Annotated in this window: 26 protein-coding genes; 12 read left to right on the forward strand and 14 right to left on the reverse strand. The window is 69.0% G+C overall.

What is annotated here, in order from left to right; genetic code table 11:
* Positions 1–20 precede the first annotated feature (20 nt).
* Positions 21–1,001, forward strand: coding sequence for a M15 family metallopeptidase (locus AC1U89_RS15375; RefSeq protein WP_479900672.1), 981 nt, complete (start codon positions 21–23; stop codon positions 999–1,001).
* Here AC1U89_RS15375 and AC1U89_RS15380 read toward each other — a convergent pair.
* From AC1U89_RS15380 to AC1U89_RS15400, 5 genes are all read right to left on the reverse strand, one after another.
* Complete coding sequence (locus tag AC1U89_RS15380; RefSeq protein ID WP_479900565.1) at positions 976–1,713, reverse strand: DUF72 domain-containing protein; 738 nt, start codon at positions 1,711–1,713, stop codon at positions 976–978. The two genes, AC1U89_RS15375 and AC1U89_RS15380, sit on opposite strands and share 26 nt — an antisense overlap.
* A gap of 63 nt (positions 1,714–1,776) precedes the next feature.
* Positions 1,777–2,505, reverse strand: a complete 729-nt coding sequence (locus AC1U89_RS15385; protein WP_479900566.1) for an endonuclease III domain-containing protein — start codon at positions 2,503–2,505, stop codon at positions 1,777–1,779.
* 86 nt (positions 2,506–2,591) lie between these two features.
* Positions 2,592–3,161 carry an NUDIX hydrolase gene (locus AC1U89_RS15390; protein ID WP_479900567.1) on the reverse strand — a complete coding sequence of 190 codons (570 nt, stop codon included), beginning with the start codon at positions 3,159–3,161 and terminating at the stop codon, positions 2,592–2,594.
* Positions 3,158–4,159, reverse strand: coding sequence for an inorganic phosphate transporter (locus AC1U89_RS15395; RefSeq protein WP_029916047.1), 1,002 nt, complete (start codon positions 4,157–4,159; stop codon positions 3,158–3,160). The genes AC1U89_RS15390 and AC1U89_RS15395 overlap by 4 nt, the downstream gene beginning before the upstream one ends.
* Positions 4,159–4,803: a DUF47 domain-containing protein gene (locus tag AC1U89_RS15400; protein WP_479900568.1), complete on the reverse strand. Its 645-nt coding sequence runs from the start codon at positions 4,801–4,803 to the stop codon at positions 4,159–4,161. Before AC1U89_RS15400 ends, AC1U89_RS15395 begins: the two co-directional genes overlap by 1 nt.
* Positions 4,804–5,006: 203 nt before the next feature.
* Between AC1U89_RS15400 and AC1U89_RS15405 the strand changes: the two genes are divergently transcribed.
* From AC1U89_RS15405 to AC1U89_RS15415, 3 genes are all read left to right on the forward strand, one after another.
* Entirely contained in the window at positions 5,007–5,471 is a 465-nt protein-coding gene (locus AC1U89_RS15405) for a (2Fe-2S)-binding protein (protein ID WP_479900569.1), read from the forward strand.
* A 2-nt stretch (positions 5,472–5,473) separates the two neighbouring features.
* On the forward strand, positions 5,474–7,654 hold the full coding sequence (locus tag AC1U89_RS15410) for a xanthine dehydrogenase family protein molybdopterin-binding subunit (RefSeq protein ID WP_479900570.1): 2,181 nt from the start codon (positions 5,474–5,476) through the stop codon (positions 7,652–7,654).
* Positions 7,655–7,771: 117 nt separating this feature from the next.
* Positions 7,772–9,127 (forward strand): FAD-dependent oxidoreductase, encoded by a 1,356-nt coding sequence (locus tag AC1U89_RS15415; RefSeq protein WP_479900571.1) that lies wholly within the window; start codon positions 7,772–7,774, stop codon positions 9,125–9,127.
* Here the strand turns inward: AC1U89_RS15415 and AC1U89_RS15420 are convergent.
* On the reverse strand, positions 9,124–9,297 hold the full coding sequence (locus AC1U89_RS15420; RefSeq protein WP_479900572.1) for a hypothetical protein: 174 nt from the start codon (positions 9,295–9,297) through the stop codon (positions 9,124–9,126). The two genes, AC1U89_RS15415 and AC1U89_RS15420, sit on opposite strands and share 4 nt — an antisense overlap.
* 181 nt (positions 9,298–9,478) lie before the next feature.
* Here AC1U89_RS15420 and AC1U89_RS15425 point away from each other — a divergent pair, with 181 nt between their 5' ends.
* From AC1U89_RS15425 to AC1U89_RS15435, 3 genes are all read left to right on the forward strand, one after another.
* Positions 9,479–10,891 carry an MFS transporter gene (locus tag AC1U89_RS15425; RefSeq protein WP_479900573.1) on the forward strand — a complete coding sequence of 471 codons (1,413 nt, stop codon included), beginning with the start codon at positions 9,479–9,481 and terminating at the stop codon, positions 10,889–10,891.
* A gap of 219 nt (positions 10,892–11,110) precedes the next feature.
* Positions 11,111–11,641, forward strand: a complete 531-nt coding sequence (locus AC1U89_RS15430; protein WP_479900574.1) for a hemerythrin domain-containing protein — start codon at positions 11,111–11,113, stop codon at positions 11,639–11,641.
* Positions 11,642–11,687: 46 nt separating this feature from the next.
* Positions 11,688–12,200, forward strand: coding sequence for a CinA family protein (locus AC1U89_RS15435; protein ID WP_479900575.1), 513 nt, complete (start codon positions 11,688–11,690; stop codon positions 12,198–12,200).
* Positions 12,201–12,280: 80 nt separating this feature from the next.
* Here AC1U89_RS15435 and AC1U89_RS15440 read toward each other — a convergent pair whose 3' ends face one another.
* Positions 12,281–12,538 carry a GlsB/YeaQ/YmgE family stress response membrane protein gene (locus AC1U89_RS15440; protein WP_028040338.1) on the reverse strand — a complete coding sequence of 86 codons (258 nt, stop codon included), beginning with the start codon at positions 12,536–12,538 and terminating at the stop codon, positions 12,281–12,283.
* 538 nt (positions 12,539–13,076) lie between these two features.
* Between AC1U89_RS15440 and AC1U89_RS15445 the strand changes: the two genes are divergently transcribed.
* From AC1U89_RS15445 to AC1U89_RS15455, 3 genes are read left to right on the forward strand one after another with little or no spacing between them, the layout of a single operon-like run.
* Positions 13,077–14,441: a dicarboxylate/amino acid:cation symporter gene (locus AC1U89_RS15445; RefSeq protein WP_479900576.1), complete on the forward strand. Its 1,365-nt coding sequence runs from the start codon at positions 13,077–13,079 to the stop codon at positions 14,439–14,441.
* Positions 14,442–14,500: 59 nt separating this feature from the next.
* Positions 14,501–14,809 (forward strand): hypothetical protein, encoded by a 309-nt coding sequence (locus tag AC1U89_RS15450; protein WP_479900577.1) that lies wholly within the window; start codon positions 14,501–14,503, stop codon positions 14,807–14,809.
* A gap of 49 nt (positions 14,810–14,858) precedes the next feature.
* Positions 14,859–15,005, forward strand: a complete 147-nt coding sequence (locus AC1U89_RS15455) for a hypothetical protein (RefSeq protein WP_479900578.1) — start codon at positions 14,859–14,861, stop codon at positions 15,003–15,005.
* 61 nt (positions 15,006–15,066) lie between these two features.
* Here the strand turns inward: AC1U89_RS15455 and AC1U89_RS15460 are convergent, their stop codons facing one another.
* From AC1U89_RS15460 to AC1U89_RS15475, 4 genes are all read right to left on the reverse strand, one after another.
* Positions 15,067–16,410 (reverse strand): PQQ-dependent sugar dehydrogenase, encoded by a 1,344-nt coding sequence (locus AC1U89_RS15460; RefSeq protein WP_479900579.1) that lies wholly within the window; start codon positions 16,408–16,410, stop codon positions 15,067–15,069.
* A gap of 73 nt (positions 16,411–16,483) precedes the next feature.
* Positions 16,484–16,927: a thioredoxin TrxC gene (trxC, locus tag AC1U89_RS15465; RefSeq protein WP_479900580.1), complete on the reverse strand. Its 444-nt coding sequence runs from the start codon at positions 16,925–16,927 to the stop codon at positions 16,484–16,486.
* Between the two features lie 35 nt (positions 16,928–16,962).
* Positions 16,963–18,129, reverse strand: a complete 1,167-nt coding sequence (locus tag AC1U89_RS15470; protein ID WP_479900581.1) for a glycoside hydrolase family 88/105 protein — start codon at positions 18,127–18,129, stop codon at positions 16,963–16,965.
* A gap of 339 nt (positions 18,130–18,468) precedes the next feature.
* Positions 18,469–19,230: a FadR/GntR family transcriptional regulator gene (locus AC1U89_RS15475; protein WP_029916073.1), complete on the reverse strand. Its 762-nt coding sequence runs from the start codon at positions 19,228–19,230 to the stop codon at positions 18,469–18,471.
* A gap of 146 nt (positions 19,231–19,376) precedes the next feature.
* Between AC1U89_RS15475 and manD the strand changes: the two genes are divergently transcribed.
* Positions 19,377–20,588, forward strand: coding sequence for a D-mannonate dehydratase ManD (gene manD, locus AC1U89_RS15480; protein WP_479900582.1), 1,212 nt, complete (start codon positions 19,377–19,379; stop codon positions 20,586–20,588).
* 182 nt (positions 20,589–20,770) lie between these two features.
* Positions 20,771–22,645, forward strand: coding sequence for a hypothetical protein (locus AC1U89_RS15485; RefSeq protein WP_479900583.1), 1,875 nt, complete (start codon positions 20,771–20,773; stop codon positions 22,643–22,645).
* A gap of 172 nt (positions 22,646–22,817) precedes the next feature.
* Here the strand turns inward: AC1U89_RS15485 and AC1U89_RS15490 are convergent, their stop codons facing one another.
* The 3 genes from AC1U89_RS15490 to flgA form a co-directional block, all read right to left on the reverse strand.
* Entirely contained in the window at positions 22,818–23,342 is a 525-nt protein-coding gene (locus AC1U89_RS15490; protein ID WP_479900584.1) for a hypothetical protein, read from the reverse strand.
* Between the two features lie 113 nt (positions 23,343–23,455).
* Positions 23,456–24,172, reverse strand: a complete 717-nt coding sequence (gene flgH, locus AC1U89_RS15495) for a flagellar basal body L-ring protein FlgH (RefSeq protein WP_479900585.1) — start codon at positions 24,170–24,172, stop codon at positions 23,456–23,458.
* Positions 24,173–24,186: 14 nt separating this feature from the next.
* Positions 24,187–24,942, reverse strand: coding sequence for a flagellar basal body P-ring formation chaperone FlgA (gene flgA / locus AC1U89_RS15500; RefSeq protein WP_479900586.1), 756 nt, complete (start codon positions 24,940–24,942; stop codon positions 24,187–24,189).
* Positions 24,943–24,945 lie beyond the last annotated feature (3 nt).

Here is a 24,945-nt window from a genome sequence, read left to right on the forward strand (position 1 = left end):
ACGCCAAGGGGGCGGCGATGATGAGCGGCATGGTTCGACGATCCTTCCTGTCCATCGCCGCCGCCCTCGCGGCCTGGCCGGCCTGGGCGCGATCGGTTTCCTTGGCCAAGGCTGAATGGGCCGCCATCGGCCAGTACGGCGACAAGGCCGCGCCCCTGACCGTGTTCGAGAAGGAGGGCGCGCTGTTCATCGACGGCGCGGGCTTCAAGTCGGCGCGGCTGACGCCTTCGGGCGGTGGTCGGTACGCCGTGGCGGGCGGCGGCGAGCTGGTGCTGGAGAAGGGCGGGGTGCGCCTGGACGGCAAGCTCCTGGCCTTCCACGACTTCGGGGCCGAGACGCGCGAGGCGATCCACAAGGTCGTGCGCGCCGATCCGGTCGCCCTGCGCAAACGGGCCCTGGCCGCGACGCCGCCGGTCGAGACGGGCCAGCGCCTGCCGTCCGACCTGGTCGACGTCACGACCGTCGATCCGGGGATCAAGCTGGACATCTGGTACGCCGGTCCGGACAACTTCATGGGCATCCCGCTCTACGAGCGCCCGGCCGCCTTCATGCAGCGTCCGGCCGCGGAAGCGGTGGGGCGGGCGCACAAGGCGCTGGCGGCCCAGGGCTACGGCTTGCTGATCCACGACGCCTACCGGCCCTGGTACGTCACCTGGATGTTCTGGGAGGCCACCCCGCCCGAGGACCACGCCTTCGTCGCCGATCCGGCCGAGGGCTCGCGCCACAACCGCGGCTGCGCGGTGGACCTGACGCTGTACGACCTGAAGACCGGCAAGGCCGTCGAGATGCCGGGTCGCTACGACGAGTTCTCGACCCGCTCCTATGCCGACTTCGTGGGCGGCACGACGGCGCAGCGGGCGCGACGGGCGGTCCTGCGCCAGGCCATGGAGGCCGAGGGCTTCACCGTCTATCCCGAAGAGTGGTGGCACTTCGACTTCAACGACTGGCGCCGCTATCCGATCGGGACCAAGACCTTCACCGAGCTGGCCGGGGCGAGATAAGCCGCATCAGCTTCAGGGCGTCGGTGGTCGCCGCGCCGAACTGGGTGTTGTCGAAGACGCACCAGGCCTGGGCCGCCTTAGTCTCGCCGGCGATCCGCGCGGCCAGGGGCTCCAATCGTCCATCGTCGTAGGACGTCGCATACATCGCCGGCGAGCCGTGCAGCCGGCGATAGGTCAGGCCGGGCCAACCGCCGGGCTCGGCGGCCGCCGGGACCACGGCCGGATCGGCGGCGACCCGGGCGATCTCGAAGGTCCGCAGGAGCGCCTCGGCCGGCCCGTCGAACCAGGTCGCGTGTCGCGGCTCCAGCACCGTCGCGGCCATCGTCGCTTTGCGCCAGTTCGTGAGGAAGGGCTCCACGATGCGGGCATCGAACCTCAGGCTGGGCGGCAGCTGGATCAGCAGCGGGCCGAGCTTGCCGCCCAGGCCGCCGCACTCGTCGAGGAACCGGGCCAGGGGTTCGGCGCAATCGACCAGCTTCCGCTCGTGGGTGATCGTGCGGATGACCTTCACCGCGAACCGGAAACCCCCGGGCGTCGAGGCCGCCCAGCGCTCGTAGGTCTTGCGCTGGTGGGGCCGGTAGAAGGACGAGTTGATCTCGACGGCGTTGAAGACGGCTGCGTAGCGTTCGAGGCCCGTCCCCTCGGCGGGAAAGCCCTCCACGGTTCGCGGGAAGCTCCAACCGGCCGTGCCGATACGGATGTCATGGGGCATGCGTGGAGAGCGTGCGGGAACGGCGGAGGTTCACCGGAAACCCTCTCCCTCCGGGAGAGAGCGCTAGGCTCTCGGCCGCCAGGCCAGGATGTCGGCGCTCCGCTCCACGCCCACCCGGGGGCACGTCCCCTTCAGCGCGCACGCCCCGCACCTCGGCGCGTGATGCGAGCACAGCAGCTGCCCAAGGCCCTTCATCAGCCAGTGCAGCTCGTACAGGTCCTCGGCGGTCCAGCTGTCGGGGACCAGGTCCATAAGGGCGCGATAGGCGTGGGCGGTGTCGTAACCGGCGGGGATCAGGCCCAGTCGCGTCGCGACGCGGTGGACATGGGTGTCGACCACCAGGGCCCGCATGTTCAGGGGGCTGAAGTTCAGCACCGACGCCGCGACCTTGACCCCCACGCCCGGCAGGCCCTGCAGCCACCAGCGGGCGCTGTCCAGCTCCAGCTCGGCCAGGTGGTCCAGCGACAGCCTCCAGCCGCTGCGCACCTGGATCAGCCGCAGGGCGTGGGGCAGGTGGCGGGCCTTCTCATCCGGGAAGGTGACGTCCTTGATCAGCGCCTGGACCTCGGCGTCGGGCGTCTCGGCCAGTTCCTCCCAGGTGGCGAAGCGCTCCTTGAGGCGGTGGTAGACGGCCCAGGACACGGCGTCCTTGGTGCGACCGCTGATCGACGACTTGACCAGCTGCGACACCGGGTCGAGCCGCCGGGTGGGTCGCTGCGGCCCGAAGGTCTTGATCAGCCCGTCGCGCATGGCTTCCAGCGGCGAGGTCGACAGGTCGAGGGACAGCTGCATGGCGATTCTCGTTCGGAACGTAACGAGAACATAGTGAATGCGAAGCCGCTTGTCGAGTTATCCCCAGCTTGTTCCCAGGGCGGCCGTCAGAGCCAGCGGCGACGACGTCCCCAGGCCACCGTGATCCGCCGGCGCAGGCGGGTGAGGGCCACGCGCAGGGGCGTGGGGGCCGGGGCGGGGGCGGGACGCTCCTCGGCGGGCAGGTCGACCTTGGCGAAGCGGGCGATCAGGTCGCGCAGCTCCGGCTCCTGCACCGCCAGCGCGGCCTCGACCGGCGGCATCCAGCGCAGGGTGCGCTGACCCTTCTCGGGCCACGTCGCGTGCTCGCCGGTGACCTCCAACGGATAGACGTCGACGGTCACCGGTCGGGCCGTGCCGCTCTTGAGGCGCTTCAGATAGGGATATTCGCCGATCGGCTCGGCCTCGATCCGGCCGTCGAGGCCCGCTTCCTCGTAGGCTTCCTGGGCGGCGGCCTGGGCGTTGGTCTTGCCCTTCATGGGCCAGCCCTTGGGGATCACCCAGCGGCGGGTCTCGCGGGAGGACACCAGCAGGACCTGCAGGCCGGCGGCGGCGTCGACACGCCAGGGCAGGGCGGCGACCTGACGTCGCCGCTGTCCGGACTTGCCCCCCTGCTTCCCGCCCGCCGTGTCGGTCACTTCATCCAGAACCCGAGATAATAGAACGCCGCCGCGACCAGGCCGGCCGCGGGCAGGGTGACGATCCAGGCGGTCACGATGCTCTTGGCCACGCCCCAACGGACGGCCGAAACCCGACGCGAGGCGCCGACGCCGACAATAGCGCCCGTGATCGTGTGAGTCGTCGAGACCGGAACGCCAAGGTGCGTGAAGAAGAACAACGTAATGGCGCCGCCGGTTTCAGCGCAGAAGCCCTGCATCGGGGTCAGGCGCGTGATTTTGCTGCCCATGGTGTGGACGATGCGCCAGCCGCCGAACAGCGTGCCCAGGGCCATGGCGGTCTGGCACGAGATGACCACCCAGAACGGGATGTGCCCCGGCTGGTCGCTCATGCCGTGGGCGAACAGCAGGGCGGCGATGATGCCCATGGTCTTCTGGGCGTCGTTGCCGCCGTGGCCCAGCGAGTAGAGGGCCGCCGAGACGAACTGGGCCTTGCGGAACACGCGGTCGGCGAAGAACGGCGAGCTCTTCACGAAGGTCCACGAGACGACCAGCACCAGCAGCAGGGCCAGGAGGAAGCCCAGGGTCGGCGAGACCACGATCGCCGCGGCGGTCTTGCCCAGGCCCGCCCACTGCACCGCGCCCAGGCCGCCGACCTTGGCGACCGACGCCCCGACCAGGCCGCCGATCAGGGCGTGCGAGCTGGACGAGGGGATGCCGGCCCACCAGGTGATCAGGTTCCAGGCGATCGCGCCCATCAGGGCCCCGAAGATCAGCCGGTCGGTGATGATGTGCGGGTCGATGATCCCGGCCCCCACCATCTTGGCCACGCTGGTGCCGAACACCGCGAAGGCGATGAAGTTGAAGAACGCCGCCCACAGCACCGCCCACTTCGCCGACAGCACGCGCGTCGAGACGATGGTGGCGATCGAATTGGCCGCGTCGTGCAGGCCGTTCAGGAAGTCGAAGCCCAGGGCCACGACCACGAGCACGACCAGGATGAGGAAGGTCGGGTCCACTAGACCTGCTCGACCACGATGCCGCTGATGCGGTTGGCCACGTCCTCGAAGCGGTCGACCACCTTCTCCAGGTGGCTGTAGATGTCGACGCCGACGATGAAGGTCATCGGGTCGCCGTTGCGATGGGCCAGGAACAGCGCCTTGCGGCCCTGGTCGTACATCTGGTCGGCTTGTTCCTCGATCTGGGTCACCTTGACGGCCAGTTCGGTCAGGCGATGGGCGTTCTTGCGCATGTCGGGCAGCAGGGCCACCGCCTCCACGGTCAGCTCGGCGGCCTGGACGATGATGGCGGCCATCTCGCGCATCTGCGGCTCGAAGGTCTTGACCTCGAACAGGCTGACGACCTTGGCGGTCTTGCGCATCTGGTCGATGGCGTCGTCCAGCGAGGTGGTCAGGTCCTGGATGTCGCTGCGGTCGAACGGGGTGATGAAGCTGCGGCGGATCGCGCCCATCACCTGGCGGGTGATCTCGTCGGCTTCTTCCTCGTGCTGGTAGACGCGGGCGCTGGCGGCCTCGACGCCGTCGCCGCCCTCCATCAGGTCCCGCAGGGCCTTGGCGCCGGCCACCAGGGTGGCGGCGTGCTGCGCGAACAGCTCGAAGAAGCGGTCTTCCTTGGGCATGACGGCCCGGAACAAGCCCAGCATGGTCGCTTCATCCTCTGTTCGAAGCGTGAAATTTGGCGCACGTCCTTGTACGGAACGTCCGGAAGCGCGGAGCGGAACCACGGAAGGCGGCCGTGTTCAAGCTCCACGTGACGGTTTTATGACAGTTTTGTGGGCGACGCGGCCTCTGGTCGCGGCCCCAAGCCTTTGGCACTCTGCCGCCGCGTCGGTTTGGGAGTAGCGGCATGTCGACAAGCCTGAAGGTCAACGGTCAGGTCCACACGGTGGACGCCGAGCCCGACACGCCCCTGCTGTGGGTGCTGCGCGACGTCCTGGGACTGGTGGGAACCAAGTACGGCTGCGGCGTGGCCCAGTGCGGGGCCTGCACCGTGCACATCGACGGCGTGGCCATGCGCTCGTGCGTCACCTCGCTGGCCCGGGTGGGCGCCAAGGCGGTGACCACGATCGAGGGGATCGGCGCGAACCCGGTCGGGGCCAAGGTCCAGGAGGCCTGGAAGGCCATCGACGTGCCCCAGTGCGGCTACTGCCAGGCCGGCCAGATCATGTCGGCCACGGCCCTGCTGGCCGCCGCGCCCAAGCCCTCCGACGACGAGATCGACGCGGCCATGAACGGCAACCTCTGCCGCTGCGCCACCTACATCCGCATCCGCAAGGCCATCAAGGCGGCCTCGGGCCAGGTGGAGGCGTGAGCATGGACGCGATCCTGGAGAACCCTTCCCGCCGCCTGTTCCTGAAGACCGGCGCGGCGGCCGGCGGCGGCCTGCTGCTGTCGTTCAGCCTGCCGGGCCTGGTCCGGGCGCAGGGCGAAGCGACCGCCAATCCGTTCAACGCCTTCGTGCGCATCGCGCCGGACGGGGTGGTGACCATCGCCGCCAAGCGGCCGGAGATCGGGCAGGGGATCAAGACCTCGATGCCGATGCTGATCGCCGAGGAACTGGATGTCGACTGGTCGGCCGTCCGCATCGAGCAGGCCCCGATCGACGCCAAGGTGTTCGGCGAGCAGTCGGCCGGCGGCAGCACCTCCACCCCTGACGACTGGGAGCCGATGCGCCAGGTCGGCGCGGTGGGCCGGGCCCTGCTGATCCAGGCCGCCGCCCAGCGCTGGAACGTCCCGGCCGCGAGCCTGACGACCGAGCCGGGCTTCGTGGTCGACAAGGCCGGCAAGCGCCGCGCCTCCTACGGCGAACTGGCCCAGGCCGCCGCCGGCCTGGCCCCGCCCGATCCCAAGACCCTGAACCTGAAGGACCCAAAGGCCTATCGGATTATCGGCAAGGCCCAGCCGCAGTCCGACACCCCGGCCATCGTCACCGGCAAGCCGCTGTACGGCATCGACGTGCGCGTGCCGGGCATGCTGTACGCCACCTTCCTGAAGGCCCCAGTGTTCGCCGCCAAGGTGGCCAAGGTCGACCTGGCACCGGCCAAGGCGGTCAAGGGCGTGCGCCACGTCTTCGTGGTGGACGGCGGGACCGAACTGGAAGGCCTGCTGGGCGGCGTGGTCGTGGTAGCCGACACCTGGTGGCAGGCGCGCAAGGGCCGCAACGCCCTGGAGGTCACCTGGGCCGAGCATCCGACCAGCGCCCAGGGCAGCGCCGGCTTCATCGCCAAGGCTGCCGAGCTGCACGGCCAGCCGCCGCACCGCACTCTCAAGACGGTCGGCGACGTGGACGCCGCCCTGAAGGGCGCGGCCAAGGTGGTCAAGGCCGACTACAGCTATCCGTTCAACGCCCACGCCACCCTGGAGCCGCAGAACTGCACGGCCAGCTTCAAGGACGGCAAGGTCGAGATCTGGGCCCCGGCCCAGAACCCCGAGGACGGTCGCGAACTGGTCGCCAAGACCCTGGGGATCAAGCCCGAGGACATCACCATTCACTTCACCCGCAGCGGCGGCGGCTTCGGCCGGCGGCTGATGAACGACTTCATGGTCGAGGCGGCGTGGATCTCCAAGACGGTCGGGGCGCCGGTCAAGTTGCTGTGGACCCGCGAGGACGACATGCAGCACGACTTCTACCGTCCCGCCGGCTACCACCGACTGACGGCGGGGCTGGACGCCCAGGGCGGGTTGACCGCCTGGCGCAACCACTTCGTCACCTTCGGCGAGGGGACGAAGTTCGCCCGCGCCGCCAATATCGGCGGCACGCAGTTCCCGTACGGGGCGGTCGACAACTACGCTCAGGACGTCTCGGTGATGCCGCTGGGCGTGCCGACCGGCTGGCTGCGGGCCCCGGGCAACAACGCCTACGGCTTCGTCTATCAGGGCTTCATCGACGAGGTGGCCTACGCCGCCGGCGCCGATCCGGTCGAATTCCGTCGCAAGCTGCTGGGCGCGCCGCGCCTGATCGGCGAGCCGGGCAAGGGCGACAGCTTTCACACCGGCCGCATGCGCGCCGTGCTCGACAAGGCCGCCGAGGTCTCGGGCTGGGGGCGCAAGACCGACAAGGGCGTCGGCCTGGGCGTGGCCTGCCACTACAGCCACCGGGGCTATGTGGCGGTGGTCATGGAGGTGGCGGTCGCCGACGGCAAGGCGAGCGTCCGCAAGGCCTGGGCGGCGGTCGACGTGGGCAAGCAGATCGTCAATCCGAACGGCGCCGAGCAGCAGGTGCAGGGCTCGGTCATCGACGGGATCGGCGGCGCCCTGGCCCAGGAGATCACCATCGAGAACGGCGCCGTGACCCAGAGCAATTTCGGCGACTTCCCGATGCTGCGCCTGGCCGACGCGCCGGACGTCGAGGTGCACTTCGTGCTCAGCGACAACCCACCGACCGGCCTGGGCGAGCCGGCCCTGCCGCCGTCGCCCGCCGCCCTGGTCAACGCGATCTTCGCGGCGACCGGCAAGCGCATCCGCACCCTGCCGATCGGCGATCAACTGGCGTAGGAGGCGGGGGCGCGGCATAGCGCCCCATGCTGAAGTTTAAGGCCGGTTCACCACGTCCGGCGGGGCGGCTTTAACCTTATCGCGCGACCATGGTCCTCGAACGGGGATCATCGCGTCATGGGGCAGCACGTCGAAACCTTGGTGATCGGGGCCGGGCCGGCCGGCCTGACCGCCGCCTATGTCCTGGCCAAGGCGGGGCGCGACGTCGCCGTGCTGGAGATGGACCCTCACGCGGTCGGCGGCGCCAGCCGCACGATCGAGCATCACGGCTTCCGGATCGACCTGGGCGGCGCGGCCTACGCCTCGGCGTCCCCGCGGGTGCTGGACCTGTGGTCCGAACTGCTGCCGGACGGCTTCGTCGAGCGGCCGCGCGCGGCGCGCATCTATCACCGCGAGCGCTTCTACGCCTATCCGCTGAAGACCCTGGAAGCCCTGGCCCATCTGGGCCTGCGCGGCGGGGCGGCGTGCCTGGCCTCGTTCGGCCTGGCCAAGATCCGCCCGATCAAGTCGCCCCGCACGTTCGCCGACGAGATCCGCAACCGGGTCGGGGCGCGGCTGTCGACGATGCTGTTCCGCCCCTTCGCCGAGAAGGTGTCGGGCCTGATCAGCGACCAGACGCCGGCTGGCAGCGCCAAGGCTCGCAAGCCGAGCGCCAGCCTGCGCTATCCGCGCGAGGGCGCCGGCGCGGTGTGGCGGGCCTGCGCGGACAAGATCGCGGCCCTGGGCGGCGAGGTCACGCTGGGCCGCCGCGTGGAGACCCTGAAGTTCGACGCCGCCGCCAAGCTGTGGACGGTGACGATCCTGCGCGATGACGGCGCGCACGAGGTCCGCACCGCCGACCACGTGGTCTCGACCGCCCCGCTGCGCGAACTGATGGGCATGCTGCGGCCGACGCCGATCAGCCTGTTCCACGCCGGCGAGCTGATGTACCGCGACCAGATCACGGTGGCTCTGGTGGGCCGCACGCGCCAGCCGCTGCGCGAGACCGCTATCGACGTCCACGACACCGACCTGCAGGTCGGCCGGGTGCAGAACTACCGCGCCTGGTCGCCGGCCATGGCGCCGGAGGGCGATGCGGCCAGCTGCCTGGGCCTGGAATATTTCTGCTTCGAGGGCGACGGCCTGTGGACRGCCAGCGACGCCGACCTGGTGGCCCTGGCCTGGCGCGAGGCCGCCGTGATGGGGTTGATGGACCCGACCGCCGTCCGCGACGCCCGCGTGATCCGCCAGCGCAAGGTGCTGCCGATCGAGGACGAGGAGTGCGCCGAGCACCGGGCCATGATCCGCCTGGACCTGAAGATGCAGTTCCCCAGCCTGCACCTGGCGGGCCGCAACGGCCTGCACCGCGACGGCGAACGCGATCACGCCACGCTCAGCGGACTGCTGACCGCCGAGAACATCCTGGCGGGCGAAGCCGCTCACGACGTCTGGGACGTCTCCAGCGCGCCGAAGGCCAGCCGCAAGGCCGCCTAGGCGACCATCCGCCGGCGCCGGGCCGCGTCCGCCGACGGGCTGGCGGCGCGCACCGCTTCGGGCTCCTTCAGCGAGCGCGCGGTCCAGCACAGGAAGTGGGTGAAGGCGTCGGCCAGACCGATCACGGCGATCACGGTCACAAGGCCCGACGTCAGCAGAATGGCGATCATCGACATCACGGTCTTCCCATGGACGGGGATTTGTCGGAGTTTTCCGATCAACCGTCGAATCGGGCGATCGGTTCCCTGGCGGTAGCTTGAAGCGGGCCGATTTCGCCCTCGACGCTTGACAACGTTGTCACCGTTGAGGTGGATGGCGCGTCCCGCAACGTCGGACAGGGAGTGAAACAACATGGCAGGTATGGGTGCGGCGCAGGCTCCGACGACCGGAGCGGCGCCCAAGACCGGGGGAGGCGGCCTGATCCTGGCCGTCGTCTACGTCACGGCGCTGTTCTTCATCTGGGCGTTCGTCACCAATCTGATCGACCCGCTCGTGAAGAGCATGAAGGTCATCTACACGCTGACGGACTTCGAGACGCAGCTGAACCAATTCGCGTTCTTCATCGCCTATGGCGTGATGTCGATCCCGTCGGCCGCCTATCTGGCCAAGAACGGCTACGCCAAGTCGATCGTGCTGGGCCTGGTCGGCATCGTCGCCGGCTGCCTGATCGCCTGGTCGACGACCTTCTCGCACAACTTCATCACCGTGCTGCTGGGCCTGTTCGTGGCCGCCTCGGGCATCACCCTGCTGCAGGTGGCGGCCAACCCGCTGATCGCCTCGATGGGCGATCCCAAGGGTTCGCACTTCCGCCTCAACCTCTCGCAGGCCTTCAACTCGATGGGCGCCTTCCTGGGCGGGATCTTCGGCGCGAAGTTCCTGCTGAAGGGTGACCTGTTCCTGCAGAACACCGAGATCACCCAGGCGATGAAGGACACGGGCCTGGGCTTCGTGACCAACGTCTATCTGATGCTGGCGGTGGTCTTCGCCCTGTTCACCCTGGCGGTCTTCCTGGTCCGCAACACCATCACCCACCACGCGCCGAAGATGGCCCAGCACGTGGAGTCGCCGTTCAAGGCCTTCGGTTCGAAGTGGGCCAATCTCGGCGCGCTGGGCATCTTCCTCTATGTCGGCGCCGAGGTCTGCGTGATCTCGGGCATGATCTTCTTCCTCGAGCAGAAGCAGATCCTGAACGTGCCGTCCCAGGTCGCGGGCTTCGTCGGCCCGGTCTTCATGCTGTTCGCGATGTTCGGCCGCTTCGGCGGTTCGGTGCTGCTGCGCTACGTCAAGGCCACGACCATGCTGGCGATCGTCGCCACCGGCGCGGCCCTGCTGTGCGGCGTCGTGATCGCCACCTACCACATGCCGGCGACGGCGCTCGGCGGCGTGGTCCACCTGCCCAGCGACTCGGGCACGTTCGCCGCGCCGCTGACCACCGGCTTCATCCCGGGCGTCGCGGCGATCCTGATCGGCCTGTTCAACTCGATCATGTTCCCGACCATCTTCACGATCACCCTGGAACGCTCGTCGGCCCCGGCCTCGGCGACCTCGGGCCTGATGTGCATGGCCATCTGCGGCGGCGGGTTCATCTCGATCCTGTACGGCGCCACCGTCGATGCGTTCATCCACCACTTCCCGGTGGGAGCCCGCTCGCTGGCCTTCATCGTGCCGCTGGTCTGCTACCTGTACGTCCTGTGGTTCTCGTTCGCCGCCAAGAGCGCGACCGTGCACCAGATCCAGGAAGACGCGGTGGCCGGCGGCCACTAGGTCTCCGCCTCGCACCGGACTGGAGAGGCCCGGGCGTTCGCGCCCGGGCTTTTTCATGCGCGGTCGCCGCTAGTTGAGAGTGGTTCTGAATACTGTTTGTCGAGAAGTCGACGTGTCCCACAATACTGCACGGTGACCTCCCGGGTTCCGGAACATCTCTGGATGCGAAGTGTTTGTGCTCCGCTGACCAAGGCGATCCAGCCTTCAGGGAGAGACACCATGGCGACTTCCGCCAAGAGCTCATCGACCAAATCCGCCAAGCCCCGCCGCACGCGCCGCACCGGCCGCCGCGACCCGCTGGCCATCACGCTTCTCAAGGCCGATCACCGCGAGGTCGAAGGCTGGTTCGACGAGTACGAGCAGCTGGAAGAGGACAGCGAGAAGCTGGCCCTGTTCAACAAGATCGCCCTGGCCCTCAAGGTCCACACCCAGATCGAGGAGGAGATCCTCTATCCGGAGGAGCGCGGCGAGGTCGAGGACGACATGCTGGACGAGGCCTATGTCGAGCACGACGGCGCCAAGAAGCTGATCGCCGAGATCGAGGCGATGCGGCCGGGCGACGAATATTACGACGCCAAGGTCAAGGTGCTGGGCGAGTACATCAAGCACCACGTCAAGGAAGAGGAACAGCCCGGCGGCATCTTCGCCCAGGCCAAGAAGGGCGACGAGGACCTCGAGGCGATGGGCAAGCGCATGAAGGCCCGCAAGGAAGAACTGATGGCCGAACTGGGCGGCAAACAGCCGAACTGACGTCACGGGGGAGGGTCTTCGGGCCTTCCCCGCCTTCGGAGGGCCCATGGCCGAGGTGCTTGATCCGATCCTGCCGTCGGACATCGACGAACTGACTCGGGCGGTCCTTGAGGCCGCCTGCGCGCGCGGGCTGACCCTGGCCACGGCGGAGAGCTGCACGGGAGGTCTTCTGGCCTCCCTGCTCACCGACGTGCCGGGATGTTCGCACGCGTTCGAGCGGGGCTTCGTGGTCTATAGCGATGACGCCAAGGTCGAGCTGCTGGAGGTGCCGCGATCATTCCTGCCGCACGGCGGGGCGGTGTCGCAGCCGACAGCGATCGCCATGGCCGACGGCGCGATCCGGCGGTCGAACGCTGACGTGGCGGTCTCGATCACCGGCTGGGCCGAGGACGTCGGCGACCCGGAGCGGCCCGCGGGCCTGGTGCATTTCGCCTGCGCCCGCCGCGGCGGCTACACCCATCATCGTCAGGTCCGGCTCGGCGACATCGGCCGTGGCCCGCTGCGCATCGAATGCCTGCGCGTGGCGCTGAAGATGCTGGCCCAGGCGGTCGAGGCCTGAGTTTTCGTCCAGAAGTACAGGCCAAAGAAAAGCGCCTCCGGCTGGGCCGAAGGCGCTGTTTCCGTTCGCGGTGCGAAGCGCTAGAGCGCTCGGCGGCCGGTGAAGGCGTGATAGATCGCCAGGACGACGACCGCGCCGATCACAGCGACCAGCAGGCTGTAGAGGTTCAGACCGGTGACCCCGGCGGAGCCGAACTGGTTGAACAGGAAACCGCCCACGACGGCGCCGACGATCCCGAGCACCAGGTCCACCACCAAGCTGCCGCCGGTGCGGCTTACGAGCTTGCTGGCGATGAAACCGGCCACGAGGCCGAGCACGATCCACGCAAGAATAGACATGTACGCCTCCTTGGCATCAAAAGGCGTGCGAGCCGCGCGCCGATGCGGAATAAAGGCGTTCGCCAAGACTTTCGTTCCGACACGCCTGCGTGTTCAGGCGTGAAAACGTCACGAAGACTTTCGGGCTGTTCGCGCGTTGCTTCCGATCGCGGTCAGCGCGGTTTGCCGATGCGGGCCTGAACGGCCTCGACCAGCTTCTGCGCAGGGGCGCGGCCCAGCAGGATGAAGGCGCCGGAGCCGATGATGGCGCCGATGAGGAAGGACAAGCTCATGGGAATCCCTGGGGTACTGGAGGCTGCGACCGCGTCCTTTCTAGAGCGGCCGCCGGGGCGTTGACCATGTGACACGCCGACGCCGGGCGCCGTCTTGCGCGAACCTGATCGATCCAGATGCATTGATCCCGCCTCGACGAATTCTGGTTGGGCGTTTCCACCCGGCGGCGCCAGAACCAAGGGCAAGATGGCCCGCGCGGTTTGATCCCGCCGGGCCTTGTCACGTTATGCTGGAAGGCCCGGACCGGGCCTTCGCGAGGATCCAGATGGCTCAGGTCCAGACTTCTCCTTCGCCGGCGTCCAAGAAGGCCGGCGGCTTCATCGGCAACTTCGGCGTCCAGGTGCTTGTCGCCATGGTCGTGGGCCTGGGACTAGGCCTGCTGGCCCGCTCGCTGGGACCGGCCGAGGGCCAGCCCGGCTACGGCCTGGCCGAGACCTTGCACCAGGTGGGGTCGATCTTCGTCCAACTGCTGCGCGTGCTGGTGCCGCCGCTGGTGTTCACCGCCATCGTCGCCAGCATCGCCAATCTGCGCGAGCTGCAGAACGCCGCGCGCCTGGTCTGGCGCACCCTGCTGTGGTTCGCGATCACCGCCCTGATCGCCGTGGCCATCGGCATCGCCCTGGGCCTGATCCTGCGGCCGGGCGAGCACGCGGTGGTCGACCTGGCGGCCGCCCACGCGCCGCGCACGACGGGCTCGTGGCTGGACTTCCTGACGGGCCTGGTTCCCTCCAACATCCTGGGCCTGCAGGCCTCGACCAAGATCACGGACGGCGCGGCCACGACCACGGCCTCGTTCAACGTGCTGCAGATCCTGGTCCTAGCCCTGGTGGCGGGCGTCGCGGCGATCAAGGTCGGGCCGGCGGGCGAGGGCTTCCTGGCCTTCAACGCCTCGGCCCTGGCCGTGGTGCGCAAGGTGCTGTGGTGGGTGATCCGCCTGACGCCGGTCGGCACCGTCGGCCTACTGGGCAACGCCGTGGCCCAATACGGCTGGACCACCCTGGGCCAGCTGGGCGCCTTCGCGGGCGCGATCTACATCGGTCTCGCCCTGGTGCTGTTCGTGGTCTATCCGACCATCCTGGCGCTGAACGGCCTGAACCCGCTGCGGTTCTTCGCCGGCGCCTGGCCGGCCATCCAGCTGGGTTTCGTGTCGCGCTCGTCGATCGGGACCCTGCCGGTGACCGAGAGCCTGACCGAGACCCGCCTGGGCGTGCCGCGCGCCTACGCCGCCTTCGCCGTGCCGCTGGGCGCGACCACCAAGATGGACGGCTGCGCGGCGATCTATCCGGCCGTGGCGGCGATCTTCATCGCCCAGTTCTACCACCTGCCGCTGCAGCTGACCGACTACGGCCTGATCGTCTTCGTCTCGGTGCTGGGTTCGGCGGCGACGGCGGGCCTGACCGGGGCGGTGGTCATGCTGACCCTGACGCTGTCGACCCTGGGCCTGCCGCTGGAAGGCGTGGGCCTGCTGCTGGCCATCGACCCGATCCTCGACATGGGCCGCACCGCTGTGAACGTCGCCGGCCAGGCCCTGGTCCCGACCATCGTCGCCAAGCGTGAGGGCATCCTGGACGAGGCGGTGTTCAACGCCCCGCCGCGCGAGGTGGGGACCGACGAGGCCGTGGCGGCCTGATCGTCCCTTAAGGGATGATCCGACTTCGCAAAGCCCGCGCCCCGGCCTAGAACTGGGCCATGGCGCGGATGTCCATCCTGTCGAGCTGGCTGGCCTGGAGCGTGGCGCTGCTGGGCGCCCTGCTGCTGGTCGCCGCGCCGCTGGCGCCGGCCATGGCCGCGCCCATGGACTGCTGCCCCGACGCGCCGTGCCGCGATATCGACAAGTCGACCTGCCCGCAGACCTGCGTGGTCGCCTGCCAGGTCATCGTCGCCCGTGCGCCCGCCCTGTCGGAGCCCGTCTGTCGCGACGCCCCGGCCATCGCGCCCGAACCCGCGGCCATGCCGCCGGGACGGGCCCTGGCGCCGGACCTGCCCCCTCCACGGTGACTTCCGACTTCAGACGATCATTCCTCAATCTGAAAATCGGAAACTCATCATGAAACGTATCTTCTCCACCGCGGCGCTGATGCTGCTGGTCTCGGCCACGGCCGTCTACGCCGCCGCGCCCGAGGCCGTGACGAAAGCCGTCCAAGCCTGCTGCGCCCTCGGCGCGGCCTGCTGCAACGGCGGTCCTTGCTGCTGATCTAGCCTGACCGGCTAGGTCGGACGCCCGCCTCGCGAGGGGCGGGCGTCTTGCGTTCGGCTCAGGGCGCGGGCCGGGGCGCCGGCGGCGGCGTGTTGGCCGCCACCCGCCAGACCGTATTGCCGACGTCGTCCGCCACCAGCAGGGCGCCGAACCTGTCGACCGCCACGCCCACCGGACGACCCAGGGCCTGGCCCTTGGGATCGAGGAAGCCGGTCAGGAACGGCTCGGCCGGGCCCGAAGGCATGCCGTTGGCGAACGGCACGAAGGCCACGCGGTAGCCGTTGACGGGCTTCCTGTTCCACGAGCCGTGCTGGCCGACGAAGGCCCCGCCCTTGTAGCGGGCCGGGAAGGCGTCGGCGTTGTAGAAGGTCAGGCCCAGCGAGGCGGTGTGGGCGCCCAGGGCGTAGTCCGGCTTGATCGCCCTGGCCACCAGGTCCGGCCGCTGGGGCTTCACCCGGGCGTCCACCGTCTGGCCGTARTAGCTGTASGGCCAGCCGTAGAAGCCGCCGTCCTTGACCGAGGTCATGTAGTCGGGGACCAGGTCGTTGCCGATCTCGTCGCGCTCGTTGACGCTGGTCCACAGGGCGCCGCTGGTCGGCTSCCAGCCCATGCCGTTGGGATTGCGCAGGCCCGAGGCGAAGACGCGGCTGGCGCCGGTGGCCGGGGCGATCTCCAGGATCGCCGCGCGGCGCTCCTCGTTCGCCATGCCGTTCTCGCCGACATTGCTGTTGGAGCCGACGGTCACGTACAGCTTCGAGCCGTCCGGACTGGCGATGACGTTCTTGGTCCAGTGGTGGTTGATCGGGCCGGCGGGCAGGTCGGCGACCTTGCGCGGCGCGGCGGTGATCTGGGTCTGGCCGGTCTGGTAGGGGAAGGCCAGCAGGGCGTCGCTGTCGGCGACGTAGAACGTGTTCCCCACCAGGGCCATGCCGAACGGCGAGCTCAGGCCCGACAGGAAGGTGGTCCGCGCCTCCAGCACGCCGTCGTTGTCGGCGTCGCGCAGCAGGGTGATGCGATTGGCCGAGGGCACGGTCGCGCCGGCCTTGCCCATGATCTGCTTCTCGAACCAGCCCTTGATGCCCTTGCTGTCCTCGGGCTTGGGCGGTGCGTTGGTCTCGGCCACCAGCACATCGCCGTTGGGCAGCACGTAGAGCCAGCGCGGATGGTCCAGGCCCCGGGCCAGGGCGGTGGCGACGAAACCTGGGGCGGCGTCGGGCGTCTGGCCGTCGGCCCAGCCGACCGCCGGCGCGATCTTCATCACCGGTATGGCCTGTTTCTTGGCGGCGGGCAGGACGGGGTTTGGCCCATAGCCCTGCTCGGGCGGCAGGGACGGGCCGGCGCTGCAGTTCGACAGCAACAGGGCCAGGGGCGGCAGGGCGATTAGGCCTAGTTCTTTGAGCATCGCGATCGTCCGACGGTGGATGCGAGAGACTTGAAGAACGCGCCGCCGCGTCCCAGGGTCCGGAAGCACCAGTTCAGCTTACTGGCGCGTGCTCGTCCAGCCAGCGGCGGAAGAAGCCGGGATCGGGCAGGCCGGCCTGGTTCGCGGCCACCTTGCCGTCCTTGAACAGGAACAGGGCCGGGATGCCGCGCACGCCGTAGGCCTGGGCCAGGGCGGGTTCGGCGTCGACATCGACCTTCACGAACCGGGCGCGGGGCTCCAGCTCGGCGGCGGACTTGGCGAAGATCGGGGCGATGGCCTTGCAGGGCCCGCACCAGGCCGCCCAGAAGTCGGCGACGACCGGGATCTGGCTGTTCGCGACGTGCTTGCGGAAGCGGGCGGTGGTCAGCTCGACGGGCTGTCCGGTGAACAGCGGCTGGCCGCAGCGGCCGCACTTGGCCGCCTTGGCGTCGCGCGCGGCCGGCAGGCGGTTGGTGGCGTCGCAGTGCGGGCAGACGATGTTGACGGTCTCGGCCATGGCTTTGTCTCAACGAAGCGGGAAACGCTTCGGTTCTATCGCCTGCCGACCTCGGACGCCGCCAGAAGGAACGCGCCCACGCCGTAAAGCTGGGTGTCGTCGGCCTCGACGTGGTCGGGGGCGTAGCCGATCTGCTGCACCCAGCCCAGCTTGCCGTCGGGCTGGACGGCGACGGCCAGGGCGTTCCAGCCCTTGGCCAGGGCGGTCTCGTACTTGGGGCCCTTCAGCAGCCCGTGGTTCAGGCCGTAGGCCAGGCCGTAGACGAAGAAGCCGGTGCCGCTGGTCTCGGGCGGGGTGTTCTCGGGCGCCAGCAGGGACGGGGGCCAGTAGCCGTCCGGCTTCTGYAGGCCCACCAGCCGGTCCGACATCCGGCGGAACAGCGCCTCGTAGCGCGGCCGCGAGGGATGGTCGGCGGGCAGGGTCTTCAGGATGTCGACGATCCCGGCATAGACCCAGCCGTTGCCGCGGCTCCAGAAGATCTTGCGGCCACGATCGTCGCTGCGGTCGAAATAGCGGCTGTCGCGGTAGTAGAGGCCCTCTTGCTTGTCGAGCAGCCAGTCGGTGGTGGCCCAGAACTCCCTGTCGCCATAGGCGGCGTAGCGCGGGTCGCCGGTGGCCTGGGTCAGGCCGGTCCAGGCGGCGGGGCCCATGAACAGGGCGTCGCTCCAGCACCAGCGGACCTGGCAGGGCTGGTCCTCGGTCCCGTCGATGAAGGTCAGATCGGCCTGGCGCGGCGGGTCGGCCAGGATGGCGTCGAAGCGGGCCTTCAGCGGCGCGACCTGGGCCGGGTCGTGGTCGCGGCCGTAGGTCCAAAGCCAGGCCTGGCCGATCACGTGGTCGTCGGCGTGCAGCGGGCGGCGGCCCAGGTTCCAGCCCTGCTGGACGCCGTGGTCGCGGACGGCCTGGACCAGGGCGGGATCGCCGGAACGCTCGGCGAAGGCGGCCAGGCCGACGAACATGGCGCCCTGCACCCAGCCGCGCGGATCGGGCGTGGCCCGGTGGCCGTGGGTGTAGTCGAACTTGTCCATATGGCGCAGCTGCCAGGCGGCGACCTGGCGGCCCAGCGTCAGGGCCTGGACAGCCGTCGCCGTTCGAGCCGCCGCGGGCTTGGTCTGGGCCGGCGCGGCCGTCGCCGCGCTGGAGGTGAGGACCATGGCGGCCAGGACCCGCGCGGACAGGGCGATGATCAGGCTGACCCGCATGGCGTTATTCCTCCCCAGAGCGCGTGGCTGTGCCGCCTCGTCGCCGGCCAGTGCTAGGTCGGTTTGGCCGCTGGTCAAGTCAATATGGCCGGTTTTGGCGGTGTGAGCGGTATCGGTCTGGCCACATAGCGATGTTGTACGATAAATGGTCAGGCCAATTAGCTTGCATCAAGGCGCAGCTCAGCTATGTTGGCGTTCGACGAACCTCGTCGGCCTGGCGATGAACTTGTCCTTCATCGCACCTCCTCCCGGGGCCGGCCGGCGACGGGCGGCTGGATCCTTACCTCCAGCCGCCCATCCTCTCGGCTTCGATTCGCCCAGGTCTCGTGCGGATTTCGCCTAGATCAGCGAGCGGCGCGCCAGCTCGTTGCGGCGGGCGGCGACCTCGCTGCGGGCCTGCTGCATGGCGTCGATCTCGGTGGCGGTCAGCAGGTTGTCGATCACCCGGCCCAGGTGCTCGCGCATGGCGTTGCGGGCTTCCTTGGGATCGCGGGCCTTCAGGGCGCTGAGGATTTCCTGGTGGTCGTCGATCAGCGGCCGCACGCCCACCTGGCGGGCGCGTTCCAGCATGGCCCGGCACAGCGGCGACTTGTAGCGCAGGTCCCACAGGTTCTCGATCACGGTGACCAGGGCGCTGTTGCGGGTGGCGCGGGCGATGGTGACGTGGAACCGGCGGTCGGCCAGGTCGCCGCGCACGTCGTGCTCGTTCTCCTCGACCATGTCGTCGAGGATGCGCTCCAGGTCGATCAGTTCCTGGTCGGTGATGGTGGTCGCGGCCAGGGCGCAGGACTCGCCCTCGATCAGGCGGCGGGCCTCGGTCAGTTCGAAGGCGCCGATGTCCAGCTCGGGGGCGGGCGCCTCGACGGGCGCGGCCTCGGTGACATAGACGCCCGAGCCGTGGCGCGCCTCGACCAGGCCGCGGATCTCGAGGGCGATCATCGCCTCGCGCACCGTGGGGCGGCTGACCTTGTATTCCTCGGCCAGGTCGCGCTCCGAGGGCAGGCGATGCCCTGGCTGGAAAGCGCCCTCGCGGATCGATTCGGCGATCGCGTTGGCGACCTGTTGGTAGAGCTTGCGGGTTTCAGCGGTCGACGTGGTCATGAGACTTTCCCGCCCAGCGCGTATCGCCGGGCCCAAGGCAGCCTAGAGCAAGGTCGCGAAAGACGCCACGTCGCACTGGCGCATTTGTAATATGTTGTCTATGGATTGGTCAGGCCACTTAAGCGACCCAGGTAGACCAACACTCCATGCTCAAGATTATCGACGCCAAGGTTATCGTCACCTGCCCGGGGCGCAACTTCGTCACCCTCAAGATCACCACCTCGGACGGCGTCACCGGCGTCGGCGACGCGACGCTGAACGGGCGCGAAATGGCGGTGGTCAGCTATCTGCGCGATCACATGATCCCCTGCCTGATCGGCCGCGACGCGCACCGGATCGAGGACATCTGGCAGTTCTTCTATCGCGGCTCGTACTGGCGCGGCGGCCCCGTGGGCATGACCGCCCTGGCGGCGGTCGACATGGCGCTGTGGGACATCAAGGCCAAGGTGGCCGGCCTGCCGCTGTACCAGCTGCTGGGCGGCGCCTGCCGCGAGGGCGTCACCGTCTACGGCCACGCCAACGGCGAGACCATCGCCGACACCATCGCCGAGGCCCAGAAGTACAAGGCCCTGGGCTACAAGGCCATTCGCCTGCAGACCGGCGTGCCGGGCCTGGCCAGCACCTACGGGGTGTCGGGCGACAAGATGTTCTACGAGCCGGCCGACGCCGACCTGCCCACCGAGAACGTCTGGTCGACGGCCAAGTACCTCAAGCACGCCCCCAAGCTGTTCGAGGCCGCGCGTGAGGCGCTGGGCGACGACGTCCACCTGCTGCACGACGTCCATCACCGCCTGACGCCGATCGAGGCGGCGCGCCTGGGCAAGGACCTGGAGCCCTATCGCCTGTTCTGGCTGGAGGACGCCGTGCCCGCCGAGAACCAGGCCGGCTTCCGTCTGATCCGCCAGCACACCACCACCCCGCTGGCCGTGGGCGAGATCTTCAGCCACGTCTGGGACGCCAACATCCTGATCCAGGAACAGCTGATCGACTATCTGCGGGCCACGGTCCTGCACGCCGGCGGCATCACCAACCTGCGCAAGATCGCCGCCTTCGCCGACCTGCATCACGTGCGCACCGGCTGCCACGGCGCCACCGACCTGTCGCCGGTGACGATGGCCGCCGCCCTGCACTTCGACATGTCGATCCCGAACTTCGGGCTGCAGGAATACATGCGCCACACACCCGAGACCGACGCTGTGTTCCCGCACGCCTACAGCTTCAAGGACGGCCTGCTGCACCCGGGCGAGGCGCCGGGCCTGGGCGTCGACATCGACGAGGCCCTGGCCGAGCAATATCCCTACAAGCGCGCCTACCTGCCGGTGAACCGGCTGGAGGACGGGACCATGTACAACTGGTGAGGCCTGTTCCGCGCCGCCTCCGGGCGGCGCGGATTTTCTAGGTTTCCAATGGGTTGATATTGGTCTGACCGACTCTTCCGGTCGTCGCCAATTGGCTTGACAACTTGTGTGGCGCGGGTAGCTAGATGGCCTGGCCACATAAGAAATCGTCTCCGCCGAAGGCTGACGAGGGCGGGGAAACCATGTCGTTCAAGTCCATCCGCAAGCGTCTGTTGCTGGCCGCCGCTCTGGGCGCGGTTGCATCGCCCGTGCTGGCCGCCGCGCCCGTGTCGGACCCCGGCGGGCGGGGCCAAGTCTACGCGACCGTCCCGCCGATGAACCAGACGGTCGAGACTCGGCTGCTGCCGCAGATGGCCGTGCTGCTGGACAAGCTGATGGTCGAGAAGCGCGACATGACGCTGGACGGCGTGCGGGTGTTCGACGCCGACGACAAGTTCCTGCCGGGCAAGGTGGCCATCGGCCTGGCCTATCTGCTGATCGACACCCCGCGCGACGACCCCAAGTTCGCCACCTACCTGGCCGGCTACCGCCAGATCGCCGACATGACGGCCGACGACACCAACAACACCTGGGGCATCTACTACTACTGCCAGGCCCTGCACATGCTGCAGCAGGCCGGTCTGCTGGACCAGGCGGTGTCGCCCCAGACCCTGGCCAAGCTGAAGGCCAAGTTGGACTGGCGCCATTTCGTTCGCGCCGACGACCTGACCCTGATCGACTTGCCCAACAACTATTACGGCGTGGCCTTCAGCGTGGCGCGGCTGCGCTACCAGCTGGGGTGGGAGGACGCCTCGGCCAGCGAGGCCCTGCTGGAGAAGACGCTCGACCACTACCGCAAATATTCCGGCGAATACGGCTTCGCCGACGAGACCGACGGCGACGGGCGGTTCGACCGCTACAGCGTGCTGCTGATCGGCGAGATCAGCCACCGCCTGATCGAGGCGGGCATGCCGGCGACACCCGAGGTCAAGGGCTGGCTGCGCAAGTCGGTCGACCTGATGCTGCCGCGCCTCAACCTGCGTGGCGAGGGCTTTGAATACGGCCGCAGCATCGGGACCTATGGCGAAACGGCTTTCCTGGAGGTGCTGACGGCGGCGGCCAAGCTGGACGTGCTGACGCCCCACGAAAAGACGATGGCCTACGCTTTTTCGTCGCGCGTCACGGCCCGCTACATGGACTTCTGGTTCGATCCCCGGATGGGGTCTGTGAACCTGTGGGAGCACGGCCGACGCACCGACGAGTATCGCGGCAAGCACCGGATCCTGGGCGAGAACCTCAGCCTGGCCCGCCAGCACATCTACACCAGCGCGATCTGGAACGAGCTGGGCTTCAAGGACAGGACGCCCGACCCCGGCTACGCCGCCTGGCTCGACACCTTGCCCAAGCGCCGGGTGACCTGGTTCGCGCGCGGCCGGCACGACCGGCTGGTCGTGACCCTGCGCGATCATGGCCGCGTCATCGGCCTGCCGATCATCAACGGCGGCAAGAGCCAGCACGAGAACACGCCCTATTACCCGATCCCGTTCTCGCCCGGCATGTTGGCCGGCGTGGCCGACGGCGAGTTCCCGCAGTTGCTGCCGCGCCTGACTCTGGCCGACGGCGCGCGCGTGACGCCGCTGGCCTATGCCCGGAACGTCAAGGTGACCGAGCAGGGGGCGCGGACGATCGTCACCTACGAGCAGGACCGGCTCGACAAGCTGGGGACCAGCGCGCCGATTGCCGACGACCGGGTCTCGGTGAAGACCACCTACGTCCTGGAGCCCGGCAAAATCCGCCGCACGGACGTCTTCACACCGCGGGCGGGGCAGGGGATCAAGGCCGTGGACCTGTCGTTCGCCGGCTTCTCGTCATCTCCGGCCACCAAGGGCGGAGCCACGACCTACGGCGTCGGTGATGTCCGGAACTTCACGGTGACGGGCCTGGCCTGCACCTCGCGGCCGCTGAACGACGAGAAGGCCTACCGCACGCCGACGGGCGCGTTCCAGAGTCTGGTGGAATGCACGAGCGGGCCGAAGACGGGCCCGCTGACGGTGAGCTGGACGCTGACCTACAAATAATCCCTCTCCCCTTGCGGGAGAGGGTGGCCTCCGAAGGAGGTCGGGTGAGGGGTTGAAGACCATAAAAGCAGCGACCGGCCTCTCGGCTCGTCGCGGCGTTGATTTTTGAGAGACCCCTCATCCGTCGGCTTCGCCGACACCTTCTCCCGCAAGGGGAGAAGGAAGAAAGCGGCTACTTCACCCGCGTCAGGATCAGCGTCTGGTCCGGCGGGCCGGGTTGGCCGTCGATGTCCTGTTCGACCAGCAGGGTGTCGGCGTCGGTGCGGGTGACCTTCATCGACTGGCGGCGCGAGCCCTTTTCGCCGTGGGTGGTCACGGTGACGGCGGCCTGGCCGACGCGCTGCACGCTGATGGTCACCAGGTTCAGGTTGACCACGGCCTGGGTGGTGGGGCCGTCGAGCACGGCGTGGGCGAACTGCAGGGCGGCGACGCCGGCCTCGTCCACCTCGACCAGGGTCCAGGCCAGGCTCTTGCCGTCGTCGATGGTGACGTCCAGCTCGCCGCTCAGAGGGGGCGGGCCGGTCAGGGCGGCGTTGAACTTCGAACGCGACAGGTCGATCGCCCAGCGCCCGGTCACGCCCATCGGGCCGCTGAAAGGCTGGGCGTTGGCGGCCGTGGGAAGCAGGAAGGCCGGCAAGGCGGTCGCCAGCAGGGCGGCGCCGACCACGGCGGAAAAGGCGCGAGCGGTCTTGCTCATGGGGTCGGCTCCGGATCGAGGCCCGACGAGTCCGGGCGGGCGTGACGCAGGGTAATCTGGTCCCGCCCGCCCGTCCGATCAAGGAGTCCGGTCGGACTCAGGCGCTCAAGCCCTTAGAACGGCGAGAATTTCTCGACCAGGGCCTGGCCGCCCGGGGTCTTCTGGACGCGGCTGATGTCGCCGCGGCCGCCGTAGCTGATGCGCGCTTCGGCGATCTGGGTGTGCTTGATGGTGTTGGCCGACGAGATGTCTTCCGGACGCACGATGCCGGCGACGGTCAGCTGGCGGACCTCGGCGTTGGTGCGCACTTCCTGGGTGCCCTGGATCACCAGGTTGCCGTTGGGCATCACGCCCGAGACGACGGCGGCGATGGTCAGGCTGATCTTCTCCGAGCGGTTCACCGCGCCGGCCCCGGCGTTGGACGAGCCCGACTTGGTGTTGATCATGTTGGCCGGGTCGTAGCCGCCCGGCAGGATCTTCCCGAGGCTGGATTCCAGGCCCAGGAAGTTCGGCACGCCCAGATTGCTGTTCGACGTGCGCGAGGTCGAGGTCTGGTTCTTGGTGGTGGCGCTGTCGTCGATGTCGATGTTGACGGTCAGGATGTCGCCGACCTTGCTGGCGCGCTGGTCGTTGAAGAAGGTGCGCGCGCCGGTGCGCCACAGCGAGTTGGCCGAGGCGGCCTGGGGCGGGGCGGCGTATTGCTGGGTCATCGGGGCCAGCTGGGCCGGGTAGCCGACGGGGGCCAGTTCCGGGCCCTTCACGGCTTCGGTGACGGTCGAGCAGGCGGCGAGCGGGGCGAGCAGCAGGAGGGCGGCGAGGGCGGGGCGCATCGTGTGTGACCTTCTCAGCGAGCGGCGTAGCGCAGCGTGTTGTTACGGTTGGCCTTCAGGCGCATCGCCTGCGGGCCGACGGCGGTCGAGCCGGGTCCGGTGACCACGGTCTCGATGATCTTCTTGCTGGCGGTGTTCTGGACCATCAGGCTTTCGCCGATGGCCGCGTTCGCCATGGCCTTGCCTTGCAATGTCAGGGCCACGCCGTCGTCCTCGTAGGTGACTGCGACGATATCGCCCGCCTTGATGACCTGAGGGGTCGAGACGTCGCGCAGGCTGGCGGCCGCGCCTTGGCGCAGCGGACGTTTGACGGTCATGCCGATCACGTCGTCGGCGTCACGCGGGGCGTCCGACGGAGCGGCGGCCATCTTCACCCAGACCAGGTCTTCCGGCTGGACCATCTCGCCGGTCGCCAGGCTGCGGGCGTAGGCAAGAACTTCCACGTTGCCGCGCGGGGCGCCGGCCAGGCCCGCATCGGAGCCAGAACCGGCCCCCTGGCGGACGATGATCCGGCGCACCCCGTTGGCGTTGTCCCAGTCCAGGCCGGCCCGGCGGGCGGCGACCTGCACCGCGCCGGCGTCCAGCACGGCCGAGGGCCCCACGCGGGTGGCGACCACCACGTCCGAGGCCGCGCCGGCCCCGTCGAACAGTTCGCCCAGGGTGATCCGGCCGTCGGCGTCGGTGGTGTCGGACCGCAGCGAGACGCTGGTCCCGGCCAGGGCGGGGGTGGCGATCAGCAGGGCGGCGACGGAAACGATGAGGGCTTTCATGAG

Source organism: Caulobacter sp. 05T431, assembly GCF_056665975.1.

Excerpts from the sequence above, each read along its gene's own strand:
- AC1U89_RS15375 (WP_479900672.1), top strand. The coding sequence starts at position 21 with ATGAGCGGCATGGTTCGACGATCCTTCCTGTCCATCGCCGCCGCCCTC.
- AC1U89_RS15380 (WP_479900565.1), bottom strand. The coding sequence starts at position 1,713 with ATGCCCCATGACATCCGTATCGGCACGGCCGGTTGGAGCTTCCCGCGA.
- AC1U89_RS15385 (WP_479900566.1), bottom strand. The coding sequence starts at position 2,505 with ATGCAGCTGTCCCTCGACCTGTCGACCTCGCCGCTGGAAGCCATGCGC.
- AC1U89_RS15400 (WP_479900568.1), bottom strand. The coding sequence starts at position 4,803 with ATGCTGGGCTTGTTCCGGGCCGTCATGCCCAAGGAAGACCGCTTCTTC.
- AC1U89_RS15405 (WP_479900569.1), top strand. The coding sequence starts at position 5,007 with ATGTCGACAAGCCTGAAGGTCAACGGTCAGGTCCACACGGTGGACGCC.
- AC1U89_RS15410 (WP_479900570.1), top strand. The coding sequence starts at position 5,474 with ATGGACGCGATCCTGGAGAACCCTTCCCGCCGCCTGTTCCTGAAGACC.
- AC1U89_RS15420 (WP_479900572.1), bottom strand. The coding sequence starts at position 9,297 with ATGATCGCCATTCTGCTGACGTCGGGCCTTGTGACCGTGATCGCCGTG.
- AC1U89_RS15425 (WP_479900573.1), top strand. The coding sequence starts at position 9,479 with ATGGCAGGTATGGGTGCGGCGCAGGCTCCGACGACCGGAGCGGCGCCC.
- AC1U89_RS15430 (WP_479900574.1), top strand. The coding sequence starts at position 11,111 with ATGGCGACTTCCGCCAAGAGCTCATCGACCAAATCCGCCAAGCCCCGC.
- AC1U89_RS15435 (WP_479900575.1), top strand. The coding sequence starts at position 11,688 with ATGGCCGAGGTGCTTGATCCGATCCTGCCGTCGGACATCGACGAACTG.
- AC1U89_RS15440 (WP_028040338.1), bottom strand. The coding sequence starts at position 12,538 with ATGTCTATTCTTGCGTGGATCGTGCTCGGCCTCGTGGCCGGTTTCATC.
- AC1U89_RS15445 (WP_479900576.1), top strand. The coding sequence starts at position 13,077 with ATGGCTCAGGTCCAGACTTCTCCTTCGCCGGCGTCCAAGAAGGCCGGC.
- AC1U89_RS15450 (WP_479900577.1), top strand. The coding sequence starts at position 14,501 with ATGGCGCGGATGTCCATCCTGTCGAGCTGGCTGGCCTGGAGCGTGGCG.
- AC1U89_RS15455 (WP_479900578.1), top strand. The coding sequence starts at position 14,859 with ATGAAACGTATCTTCTCCACCGCGGCGCTGATGCTGCTGGTCTCGGCC.
- trxC (WP_479900580.1), bottom strand. The coding sequence starts at position 16,927 with ATGGCCGAGACCGTCAACATCGTCTGCCCGCACTGCGACGCCACCAAC.
- AC1U89_RS15475 (WP_029916073.1), bottom strand. The coding sequence starts at position 19,230 with ATGACCACGTCGACCGCTGAAACCCGCAAGCTCTACCAACAGGTCGCC.
- manD (WP_479900582.1), top strand. The coding sequence starts at position 19,377 with ATGCTCAAGATTATCGACGCCAAGGTTATCGTCACCTGCCCGGGGCGC.
- AC1U89_RS15485 (WP_479900583.1), top strand. The coding sequence starts at position 20,771 with ATGTCGTTCAAGTCCATCCGCAAGCGTCTGTTGCTGGCCGCCGCTCTG.
- AC1U89_RS15490 (WP_479900584.1), bottom strand. The coding sequence starts at position 23,342 with ATGAGCAAGACCGCTCGCGCCTTTTCCGCCGTGGTCGGCGCCGCCCTG.
- flgH (WP_479900585.1), bottom strand. The coding sequence starts at position 24,172 with ATGCGCCCCGCCCTCGCCGCCCTCCTGCTGCTCGCCCCGCTCGCCGCC.
- flgA (WP_479900586.1), bottom strand. The coding sequence starts at position 24,942 with ATGAAAGCCCTCATCGTTTCCGTCGCCGCCCTGCTGATCGCCACCCCC.